Origin of the sequence: Streptomyces sp. McG3 (assembly GCF_018619185.1) — a bacterium.
Lineage (GTDB): Bacteria > Actinomycetota > Actinomycetes > Streptomycetales > Streptomycetaceae > Streptomyces.
The window spans coordinates 1-11174 of the sequence record NZ_JAAXYC010000267.1; the positions used below are offsets into that span (position 1 = coordinate 1).

Consider the following 11174-nt stretch of genomic DNA (forward strand, 5'->3'; position numbering starts at 1 on the left):
GCCCCGCACTCCGGCCCCGCCGCCTCCGGACCGGCCGGGCCCCCCGCTCCCGGTCTCCTCGCCACGCTCGACGGCCGCCACAGCGCGGGCATCGACCTCGGCCGCCTGGGCCGCTGGGAGGAGGCGGGTGAGGTGCACCGGGAGGTCGCCGCCCAGCGTGGCCGCGTCCTCGGACCCGACCACCCCGACACCCTCGCCAGCCGTTACGAACTCGGCCTCACCCTCAGCCGCACGGGCCGGGCCGAGGAAGGGCTGCGCGAGTTCGCCCGGGTCGCCGAGGGCCGCGAACGCTCCCTGGGCGCCGACCACCCGCAGACACTCGCCGCCCGCCAGGCGACCGCCCACGCCCTGGGCCGGGTCGGCCGGCACGCCGAGGCCCACCAGGTGTACGAGGCGGTCCTCGCCGTCCGTGAACGCGTCATGGGCCCCGACCACCCCGACACCCTGCGCTGCCGCCACAACATGGCGTTCAACCTCAGCCGGCTGGGGCGTCCCGAGGAGTCCTGGCAGCTGGCCCGGGAGGTCGCCGACGCCCGCGCCCGGCTGCTCGGCCCGACGCACCCCGACACCCTCACGACCCGCTACGAAGTGGCCTACACCTTGGGCAGGCTGGGCCGCTGGGCCGAGGCGCTGGACACCTTCCAGGACGTCGCCCGGGCCCGCGCGAGCACCCTCGGGCCCGATCACCCCGACACCTTCGCCGCGCGCTACGAGGCCGGCATCAGCCTGGGCCGGCTCGGCCGCGACGTGGAGGCCCTGGAGCTGTACCGTTCCCTGGTCGCCGACCGCACCCGGACCGGGGGCGCCGCCGACCCGGAGACCCTCCGCGCCCGCCACGGCCTCGGGGTGAACCTGGGGCGTACGGGCCGCTGGGAGGAGGCGCTCGCGGAGGCGCGCGAGGTCTGCGCGCTCCGGGAACGCACCCTCGGACCCGATCACCCGGACACCGTGATCAGCCGCCGGGAGGTCGCCGCGGGGCTCGGCTGGCTCGGCCGGTGGAGCGAGGCGCTGGCGGCGTACCGGGAGGTCGCCGAGGCGCGCGGCCGGGTGCTGGGCCCCGACCACCCCCAGACGCTGGCGGCCCGCGACGACGAGGCGCACTGCCTGGAGCGGCTCGGACGGTCGGCGGAGGCCACCGGACCGCACCGCACCTGATCCGAACGAAAGACCCTCGGCGTCCGTCACATGACCGGGAAGCACGCCACCCCTGGCCGGGACGGAAGGCGGCGTGTTACGAAGGTGCATGCCCGCACCCCAGACACCCGCACCCCGGTCACCCGCAGGCCGGCCCGTCGTCCAGGGGTCCTCCGGCCCCGGCGTGCCCGCCCGCGACCGCTACGACGCCGTGATCGTCGGCGGCGGCCACAACGGCCTGGTCGCCGCCGCCTACCTGGCCCGTGCCGGGCAGTCGGTCCTCGTCCTGGAACGTCTCGGCACCACCGGGGGAGCGGCGGTCTCGACCCGCCCCTTCGCCGGGGTCGACGCCCGGCTCTCGCGCTATTCGTATCTGGTGTCCCTGCTGCCCGACAAGATCGTCCGGGACCTCGGCCTCGACTTCGCCGTACGCAAGCGGACCGTCTCCTCCTACACCCCCGCCGTGCGCGACGGACGACCCACCGGGCTGCTCGTCGCGGGCGACGGGACCCGGGAGTCCTTCGCCGCGCTGACCGGCGGCGAGCGCGAGTACGCGGCCTGGCAGCGGTTCTACGCCATGACACAGCGGCTCGCGACACGGGTCTTCCCGACGCTCACCGAGCCGCTGCCGAGCCGGGACGCACTGCGCGAGCGCGTCGACGACGCCGATGCCTGGCGGATGCTGTTCGAGCAACCGCTCGGAGTGGCCGTCGAGGAGAACTTCAGCGACGACCTGGTACGCGGGGTCGTCCTGACCGACGCCCTGATCGGCACCTTCGCCGACGCCCATGACACCTCACTGCTCCAGAACCGGTGCTTCCTCTACCACGTGATCGGCGGCGGCACCGGTGACTGGGACGTCCCCGTGGGCGGCATGGGCGCGCTCACCGACTCGCTGGCCGGGGCCGCCGAGGCGGCGGGCGCCGAGATCCGCGTACGGCACGAGGCGACCCGGATCGGGACCGACGGCACCCACGCCGAGGTCACCGTCCGCACCCCGGACGGAGAACACGTCGTCGCCGCCCGCCGGGTGCTCGTCAACGCCTCCCCGCAGGCCCTCGCCACCCTCCTCGGCGACACCCCGCCGCCGCCCGCCGAGGGCGCGCAGCTCAAGGTGAACATGCTGCTCACCCGGCTGCCGAAGCTCCGCGACCGGTCCGTCGACCCCCGGCAGGCCTTCGCCGGCACCTTCCACATCGCCGAGGGGTACGGGCAGCTCGCCGACGCCTACCGGGACGCGGCGGCCGGACGGCTGCCCGCCGCCCCGCCCTCCGAGATCTACTGCCACTCGCTGACCGACCCGTCGATCCTCGGCCCCGACCTCGCCGCACGCGGCTACCAGACCCTGACCCTCTTCGGCCTGCACGCCCCGGCCCGCCTGTTCGCCGCCGACAACGAAGCCGCCCGCGCGGCCCTGCTGAAGGCGACCCTGGCCGAACTGGACGCGCACCTGGAGGAGCCGGTCACCGACTGCCTGGCCCTCGACGCGAACGGCGAACCCTGCATCGAGGCCAAGACCCCGCTCGACCTGGAGCGCGATCTGCGGCTGCCCGGCGGCCACATCTTCCACCGCGACCTCTCCTTCCCGTACGCGGACGAGGGCACCGGGCGCTGGGGCGTGGAGACCGCGCACGCCAACGTGCTGCTCTGCGGGGCGGGGGCGGTGCGCGGCGGCGGCGTCAGCGGGGTCCCCGGCCACAACGCGGCGATGGCCGCGCTGGGCCGGTGACGCCGCCATCAGGCCCCGAACACCCCCCGCAGCGCACCCAGCTTGCGCGGCAGGTCGTACTCGGCGCCGCCCTCGTGCCCGTTGTACGGGAACACCTCGATCTCGGCCGGCCCCGCATAGTGGTGGTAGGCCGCGAACACCGTGGACGACGGGCAGATCCGGTCCATCAACCCGACCGAGAACCAGGCGGGAGCGCTCGCGCGCGCGGCGAAGTTGACCCCGTCGAAGTAGGACAGGGTCTCCATCGCCTCCTCGATCCGGAAGCGGTGCCCCGACAGCCAGCGGGCTATCTCCGCGTACGGTCCGGCGTCCGTGATCTGCGAGGCCCGCCGGTAGTGGCAGAGGAACGGCACGTCGGCGACGGCCGCCGCCACGTCGTCCCGCAGTCCGGCCACGGCCAGAGCGAGTCCGCCGCCCTGGCTGCCGCCCAGGACGGCGACCCGTCCGGCGTCCACCGCGTCGTGGGCCTTCGCCGCGTCGACGGCCCGGACCGCGTCGGTGATGAGCCGCCGGTAGTAGTGCCGGTGGGGGTCCTCGATGCCCCGGGTCAGGAAGCCGGGCGAGGACGAGCCGTGGCCCTCGGGCCCGATGTCGGGGGTGTCGGCGGTGTTCTTGCCGCCGCCGCCCTGCCCCCGGTTGTCCATCACCAGGTGCGCGTAACCGAGCGCGCTCCAGGTCAGCCACGCGTACGGGATGCCCCGGCCGCCGTTGTACCCGATGTACTGCACCACGGCGGGCAGCGGTCCGGAGCGCTGCTTCGGCAGCATCAGCCACGCCTTCACCGGCTGCCCCTCCCATCCCCTGAACGTCACATCGAGTACGTCGACGGTCGCCAGTCCCGTCTCGTACGGCACGAACCGTGCGTCGACGTCGTGCCGGGCCGTCTCCCCGAGGGTCTTCTCCCAGAAGGCGTCGAAGTCGGCCGGTTCCTGCGGCTCGGGGCGGTACTCCCGCAGCCGCTCCAGATCCATGTCGAACAGCAAGGCTCTAGCTCCTCTTCAGGGTGAGGTCGAGGGTCGCGCCGCGCAGCCCCGACGTGTCGGCGGTGATCCGGATGCCGCCCGGCGTGCGCGCCGCGCTCACCCGGGGGCCGCCCGAGGCGAGCGTCAGCCCGCGCCCGGCCAGCTCGACCACCACGGTGGACCGCAGGTGAGTGGGATCGGACAGCGCGACGGTCACGTTCCGCCCCTTCGGGCGCACCAGGACGGACGCCGGACCGTCGCAGCTCAGCTCCCGCGCCGAGCCCGCCCGCCAGAAGTTGGCCGCCAGCAGCCCGTCCGCACCACGCCGCACCGCGTGCACGGCGGTCGAATCGGCGACCAGCTCCACCGGCGGCGCGGCCGACAGCAGCCGGGTGCGCCCGGCGGAGGAGGCGGGCAACTGGAGGTAGAAGTAGCCGGCCCCGCTCGGAGCCGGGCCGTGGTCGTGCCAGAGCGTCAGGTACGGGCGGGTGACCGGGGTGTCGGTGCCGTACTTGAGGTTGATCTCCCGCCAGGTCGCCGTGCGTTCCTCGCGCAGGGCGCGCACGGAGGCGGGCCGGGGGAAGACGTACCCGCCGGTTCCGGCCAGGTGCAGCCACCGGACGTCCGCCAGCTCGGCGGACCAGCCGGGACCGTCCGGGGCGGCCGAGCCGTTCACCAGGAGCGCGGCCCGCGGGTCGCGCAGCTTGCGGTTCTCCACCACGGTCTCGGCGGTCCCCGCCTCGGCGGTGATGCCCGAACCGACACAGGCGATGACGTCGTCCAGGCAGAACCAGCTCTTGAGTCCGTGCAGTGTGCTGCCGAAGGCCCGCAGCTCCATCCCGTACGCGCCCAGCGTGGTGTCCGGGAGCGCGGTGCCGCCCGCCCAGTCGGCGGTGCTGGTGGTGCGCTGCCCCGCCGCGTCGGCCGGGTGCCCGGCGATGACGGTGGTGCCGGGCAGCCTGGCCGGGTCGACGGTGGGCCAGTAGTCCTCGCTGTAGTGGCCGAGATCGTCGGTGTACAGCAGCACCATCCCGTCCGAGAGGTGCCAGCCGCGCAGGTTCTCGTTCTGGATCGACTCGTAGTTGTAGATCCGGGTCGAGTACGCGGAGATGCCCAGCCCGAACGCCGGGCGGTGGTGGGCCGCCTTGTCCATCAGAGGGTGCTGTTTGTGGGCGACCAGCGGGCCGCGGGCCGGGACGGCGGAGGCGATCGCGCGCTGCGCGGCGACCAGCGAGGCGAGGTCGGTCACGGCGAGGAAGTCCCGGTAGCCGTCCTCGGCGATCCACTGCTTCACCAGCGCCGTGAACCGGTCGGCGGGCTCACCCGGGAAGCACGGGATCAGCCGCAGCACGGCCTCGACAACAGTCTGCGCCGAGGCGTGCCCCTGTTTGCTCGGCCGGGCGATCTCCCGCCCGCACACCGAAGCCATGACATCGCCCCGGAACATCAGCGGGTCGAAGCCGTCGTCCACCCAGCCGCGCACGTTGTCGAGATCGGGATCGGTCACCGTCCAGGCGGTACCGGCCAGCAGGTTGAGCAGCCGGGACAGGTTCCCCAGCAGCTCCTTGCCGTAACCGCCGTTGTACGGGTGCTTGTAGTGCTGGAGGAACGAGCCGTCGGAGGAGAACCCCTCGCCCGTGCCGGCCGCCGCGCCGCCGGTGTCGTTGAAGGCCAGGACGCTGTTGGCCCCCGAACCCTCGACGTCCGAAAGAGCGTCACGGACCCGGACCAGCGCGTCGCCGTCGCCGCGCAGCACCGCGTTGACGGCGACCACGGTGGAGACCCACACCCGGTTGGCGCCGGTCGCGATCTGCCGGTTCACCCGCCACAGGTTCGGGTCCGGCGTGTAGTGGAGCACGGCGGCCGTGACCCGCTCCAGGCGCTCCGCCCCCAGCTCGTCGTGGAGCAGCACCGCCGTGTCGTTGAGCGCGAGCGCCGCGCCTATCTCCCAGTCCCAGTCGTTGTCGAAGCGGGTGTGCTCGGGGCCGTAACGGTGGGTCAGCATCCAGTCGACGCCGCCCAGCAGCTTCGCCAGCAGCGCCGCGTCGCCGTGCTGCGGGGTGCCGGGGACCGCCCAGGCGGTGGCGGCTGTCGCCAGCCGCTTGAACGACGTCGTGACGTGGTTGGAGAGCGCCGTGCTGGTCAGGTCGGGGAACAGCCCGTCCGTCCGGGACGGGTCGAGGCCGGTGGCGGCGGTGGTCCCGGCCCGCCCCACCCGGGCGGTCGCGGCGACGATCCGCTCGTCGTCCCGGTCGAGGCCGGGGCCGCCGGTGAGCAGCGTGTGCCAGCGGGTGCGCAGCGCCGCGGCGTCCTCGGCCCCGGTCCGTGCCGTGCCGGACGACGCGTGGGCGGGACCGGCGAGGGTCAGGGGCAGCGTCGCCGCCGCGCCCAGGGCGGCCGCGCCGGTCAGGACGGTGCGCCGGGTGGTGCCTCGGTTCGTCATGTCGCCTCTCACAGAAGATGTCGGCTCACGGAAGGTGTCGGCTCCGGGAAGGCGCCGGCCGGCGGAAGACGTCGGCTCACGCCGGCTCACAGAAGGTGTCGGCGGTCGACGGCGGCGGCGAGCGCCGCGTGACCGGAAGGGCCCGGATGCAGACCGTCGCCGCTGTCGTGGGCGGGGAGCATCCGGGAAGGGCGGTCCGGGTCGCGCAGTGCGGCGTCGAAGTCGGCCACGCCGTCGAAGATCCGCCCGGTGCGCACGGCCCGGTTGATGTGCCCGCGGACCGCGTCCAGCTCGGGTGACCAGCGGGTCCACCCCTCGAACGGGGTGATGGTGGCGCCCACGACCCGCAGCCCGGCGCCCCGGGCGCGCAGCGCCACCTGCCGGTAGCCGGCCAGCACCTGGTCCGGACCGCTCTGTCCCGGCGGCTGCTGGAGGTCGTTGACACCCAGGTGGACGAGCACCGTCCGCAGCCCCGGCAGCCCGAGTACGTCGCGGTCGAAGCGGGCCTGGCCACCGGGCCCGAAGCGGACGTCGTCGAGCAGCAGCCGGTTCCCGCTGATCCCGAGGTTGGCGACGGCCGCACCGGGCAGCCGCCGCGCCAGCTGGTCGGGCCACCGCAGATCGGCGTCGTCGGGGGTGCCGACGCCCTCCGCGATGGAGTCGCCGAGCACCGCGAGCACCGGGCCGCGCGCCCCGGTCGTCTCCACCCCGGTCAGCAGGAGGACCGACCGGGTGCGCACCCCGTCGACGGTGTGCCAGGCATGGGTGTTGCGGTGGAAGGAGAGCGGACCGGTCGGGCCGGGGATCCGCGTCCGCACCTCCAGCCGCGCCCCGTCCGTCACCCGCAGTCCCGCGACGGGGTCACTGGTCAGACTCGCGCCCGCCGCCAGCCACTCCTGGCTCCGCCCGGCGAAGGTCACGGGCCGGCCGTCGGCGGCTACCGGGCCGATCAGCACGGGCGCGGTCCCGAAGGTGTTCGCGTACCGCAGCCGGACCGCTCCGCCCGCCGACAGTCGCAGCACGGCCGTGCAGTCGCCGTCGGTCAGCCCGGCGTACGCCACCGGGTCGGTAGGGGTCGGCGCGGTCTGGGCCGTGGCCCAGGACGTGCTCCAGCGCGAACGCGCGGGGGCGGCCGTCCCCGCCGCGCGCGCGTCCGTCGCCGTGGCGGCGACCGCGGCGGCCCCTGCTGCCGCCGCCGCGTACAGAACCCCGCGTCTCGCGGGCCCCCGGCCGCTCACTGCGGGCACGCACCGGTCGGGTCGTAGGAGCTGCCGTAGGTGCCCACGGCGTCGCCGCCCGTGTTGCCGCTCATGGTGTTGGAGCAGACCGGGCCCTGCGGGGTGCGCATGAACTTGATGCCGCCGCCCGCGTTGCCGGTGATGGTGTTGCCGTAGACGGAGGTCGCGGTGCCGTCCGTCGCGGTGTCACCGCCGAGCCGGACGCCCGCGCCCACGTTGTCGTGGACGGTGTTGTAGCGGAAGATGTTGCCGCTGCCCCGGGCGTCGAGCCCGCCGGAGCTGGGGTCGCGCTGGCCGCTGCAGTCGTTGTGCTCGACGTAGTTGTTGGTCGCGTTCTCCTTCACGTCCACGCACTCGTTGCCCCGCGTGACGATGGTGTTGTGGTGGATGCGGTTGTTCCGGCTGACGTCGGCCGCCGCGTCCGGAGCCCCGTTGGAGCCCTGCTGCTCGGGGGCCGTACCGAGGTAGATCCCCTCGCCGTTCTTCCCGCCCCCGTCGAACACGAAGTCGGCGACCCCGCAGTCCGTGATGGTGTTGTCGTTCACCTCGGCCCCCGTGACGAGATAGCGCAGCCGCAGGCACTCGTCGGCGGCGTTCTTGAGGGTCATGCCGGTGACGCGCAGGCCGCCGACCCCGTTCCCTGGAGTCGTGCTCATGACATAAATGAGTTTGAGCCGGTAGCCCGACACGTCCGAGGCCGACCCGTGCAGTCCGTCCACGGTGAAGCCGCTGAGCGTTGTGCTGTCATGCCGGACCTGGATGATCCGGGCGTCGCCCGCGCCCTTCACCACGGCGTTCGACGGACCGGTGATGGTGACCCCGGCCCGCGCGGTCACCACGTCCTGCCGGTAGGTGCCCGGCGCCAGGTTCACCACCGCGCCCGACGGAGCCAGATCCACCGCCTTCTGGATCGTGGCCAGCGGCGCGCCCGCCGACGTACCGGAGTTCGCGTCGCTCCCGGACGGCGACACGTAGTACGCGCTCGCCGCGGCCGCGGCCGGGGGCGCGGTCACGACGAGCGGGGCGAGGCCGGCGACGAGGGCGGCGGCCAGGGCGGTGCGCGGAAGTCGGGTCATGGGGTGTGCCTCCTGGGATCGGCGAAGGACAGGGCGAGCAGTACCGGAACGCTCGGGCCGAGCAGCAGTGGCCCCAGCGGTACGACGAGGGAGAGCAGGACGGCGGAGACCGCCGCGCCGAGCAGGGCGGTTCCCCGGGCCGGGGACCCGAAGCCGAGCGCCAGGGCCCCGGCCGACCAGGACCGGACACCGCCGTCCGGGTCCCGCCCCGCCTCGGCCGCGAGCGCCACATGATGGATCACGAACGCCGCCGCTATGCCCACCTGCGCGGCCAGCACGGGGAAGGTCCACGCCTCCGAACGGCTCAGCAAATGCAGCGTGTTGGCGGCCAGGACGACCGCGACGGCGGTGGACAGCAGACCGTGGAGCCACAGCGCGCGCCAGTAACCGCCGAAGGCGGCCAGCGTGTTGGTGAAACAGCGGCTGTCCCCGTCCACCCGCCACCGCTGGAGCGCGCGGCCCATCGCGGCGAGCGCCGGCAGCCAGGTCACCACGCCCAGCGCCAGCAGCGTGAACGCGGCCCCGGCGGCGGCCGGGTAGGCGACGAACTCCAGCCGGCGCAGCAGCGTCGGCCAGCCCGACGGGGTGGCTTCCGGAACGGGCGGCGACGCCACCGCCCCGGCGAGAGGTGTCCCCATGATCTACCCGACCTTTCCTGTGTACGGATCCGTTACGTCGAGGAGTACCCGGCCCGCCAGCTCCAGCCGGGTCGCCGCCACGACGTACGCGGCCCCGGCGGCGGTGAGCAGGACGGCGGCGGCGTCCGCCGAGAGCCCCACCCCCCGGATACGGCGGGCGACGGGGGAGAGGAACACGCTCTCCCCGCCGTCCGCGAACCGCACTCCGTGGCCCTCCGTCAGCTCCGCCCCGGTGACCGCGCACGCCGCGTCCGGCGTGATGGCGGTGAGGAACAGGCCCGCGCGGCAGGCCGGAGTGGTCACGTCCAGCGTGTGCAGGGTGCGGGTGAGCCGCAGTTCCGGAGTGCTGGACGTCGGATTGGCCGCCACCTCCAGGACGCCGGTGCGCACCGACGCCTCGTCCGGGGCCAGCCGCCGCACCCGGGCGGTGGCCTCGCCGGACCTGATCAGCCGACTGCCGTCCGCGTGTTCCTCCGTCGGCCGGTCCGTCCGGAGCAGGAACGTCCACTCCCGCGGCTCCTCGGACTCCGCCAGGTCCAGGAGCACCAGGCGCCCCGCCGGGGTGAACACCAGGGTCCGGTCCAGCCGGACGACCCCGAGGGCCGGGTCGTACATCGCGGCGATCTCCGCCGTGGCGTGCGCCCACCCCTCCTCGTCGCCCACCAGTACGTCCCGCTGCCGGGCCTGGCGCAGATACGGAATCCCCTCGTAGACGTGGTAGCGGTCCTCGTCCGCGTACCCCTGCCCGTCGACCAGCAGCAGATTGTGGTGTTCCGCCCGCTTGCGGTTGCTGTAGCCGTCGTCCACGGCGAGGTGGGCGCCCCGCGACAGCAGGACGAAGGAGCCGGAGTCCGGGTGGTGGTGTCCCTGGTTCAGCGTCTCGTGGCCCAGCTCCGCCCGGTGCTTCGCGCTCGTCTCCCAGGCCCGGTGACCGCCGCCCGGACTGGCCTTGAACGACACCGCGGTGGCGTCGGCGTCCCAGCCGGTCCGGGCCGCGAGCAGCCCCAGGTCAGGGAAGAACGCCCGGGTCGCGGTGGGCCGGGCCGCCGCGACGGCCGGGTCGTACCAGAGGTATTCGAGGTACGCCTCCGGCAGGATGCCCGGCCGCACTCCGCTGTGCTCCGCCTCCGCCCACAGCAGCTCGCCCGAGGCCAGGTCGCCCAGCCACTGCGCCTCGGCGATGCCGTACTGCGCGGCCAGCCGGTAGTAGAGGCCGGCGCTGTGGCCGCTGCGCCGGTCGTGGCAGTCACCGTGGTCGATCGTGAACGCGAAGCCGGGCGCGCTCTGGTGCAGCCGGTAGCCGAAGGTGTTCGCCATGAAGCCTCCCCGGTCCCACCAGTCGACGCCCTCGGCCTCCGCCAGCAGATCCAGATGGATCGCCAGGAACGGGACTCCGTAACGCCAGTAGACGACTCCCTCCGCGTGCGAACCGTCCTCGGGCAGCACCTCCAGCACCGTGGCGAGGTTCGACTTCGCCCGTTCGGTCCACTCCTCCTTGCCCAGCACGTAGCCGGCCGTCGCCAGACCCGCGTAACAGATCCAGTTGTGGTTCTGCCAGTACGAGGACGACCACCAGCGGCCCTCGCTCGCCACCGCGAAGTCGTACAGGCGACGCCCCTGGATCAACAGCTTGTAGCGGAGCAGCGCGGCCACGTCGTCCGGCAGGTCGTTCCCGATCCAGCGCAGGGCGAGCGCCAGGTGGTGGAGCAGCCAGCCGGCGTCCAGGTCGTGGTCGGGCATATGGGCCCGGCCCCAGTGCGGCAGCCGTGACGCCGCCTCGATCCAGCGCACGCTCTCCGCGAGATCGGCCGGGTCGCCGCCGATCCGGTAGGCGAGGGCCGGGTTGGACGCGGCCGGGCCCTGTCCCTTATACACATCTCCGAACCCACGAGACCTTACCAGATCTCGTATGCCGTCGTCTGCTTGAAAAAAGGAAAACGTGACTGAGGAGACA

8 protein-coding genes are annotated in these 11174 nt (G+C 73.9%); 2 read left to right on the forward strand and 6 right to left on the reverse strand.

What is annotated here, in order from left to right; translation table 11 throughout:
- Both HET64_RS30385 and HET64_RS30390 read left to right on the forward strand, forming a co-directional pair.
- A partial coding sequence (locus HET64_RS30385) for a tetratricopeptide repeat protein (RefSeq protein WP_215110360.1) occupies positions 1–1155 on the forward strand: 1155 nt, incomplete at its 5' end.
- 163 nt (positions 1156–1318) lie between these two features.
- Positions 1319–2863, forward strand: coding sequence for an NAD(P)/FAD-dependent oxidoreductase (locus tag HET64_RS30390; RefSeq protein WP_215110365.1), 1545 nt, complete (start codon positions 1319–1321; stop codon positions 2861–2863).
- 8 nt (positions 2864–2871) lie between these two features.
- Here the strand turns inward: HET64_RS30390 and HET64_RS30395 are convergent, their stop codons facing one another.
- The 6 genes from HET64_RS30395 to HET64_RS30420 all read right to left on the reverse strand — a co-directional run bounded on the left by HET64_RS30395 (position 2872) and on the right by HET64_RS30420 (position 11095).
- Positions 2872–3846, reverse strand: a complete 975-nt coding sequence (locus HET64_RS30395; protein WP_285801917.1) for an alpha/beta fold hydrolase — start codon at positions 3844–3846, stop codon at positions 2872–2874.
- Between the two features lie 4 nt (positions 3847–3850).
- On the reverse strand, positions 3851–6268 hold the full coding sequence (locus HET64_RS30400; protein WP_251146088.1) for a polysaccharide lyase 8 family protein: 2418 nt from the start codon (positions 6266–6268) through the stop codon (positions 3851–3853).
- A gap of 86 nt (positions 6269–6354) precedes the next feature.
- Positions 6355–7506: an SGNH/GDSL hydrolase family protein gene (locus tag HET64_RS30405; protein WP_215110366.1), complete on the reverse strand. Its 1152-nt coding sequence runs from the start codon at positions 7504–7506 to the stop codon at positions 6355–6357.
- A complete protein-coding gene (locus tag HET64_RS30410) occupies positions 7503–8582 on the reverse strand; it encodes a right-handed parallel beta-helix repeat-containing protein (RefSeq protein WP_215110362.1) in 1080 nt (359 codons plus the stop codon). Before HET64_RS30410 ends, HET64_RS30405 begins: the two co-directional genes overlap by 4 nt.
- Positions 8579–9220 carry a hypothetical protein gene (locus tag HET64_RS30415; RefSeq protein WP_251146089.1) on the reverse strand — a complete coding sequence of 214 codons (642 nt, stop codon included), beginning with the start codon at positions 9218–9220 and terminating at the stop codon, positions 8579–8581. The genes HET64_RS30410 and HET64_RS30415 overlap by 4 nt, the downstream gene beginning before the upstream one ends.
- Before the next feature lie 3 nt (positions 9221–9223).
- Complete coding sequence (locus HET64_RS30420; RefSeq protein ID WP_215110363.1) at positions 9224–11095, reverse strand: hypothetical protein; 1872 nt, start codon at positions 11093–11095, stop codon at positions 9224–9226.
- Between the last annotated feature and the right edge of the window lie 79 nt (positions 11096–11174).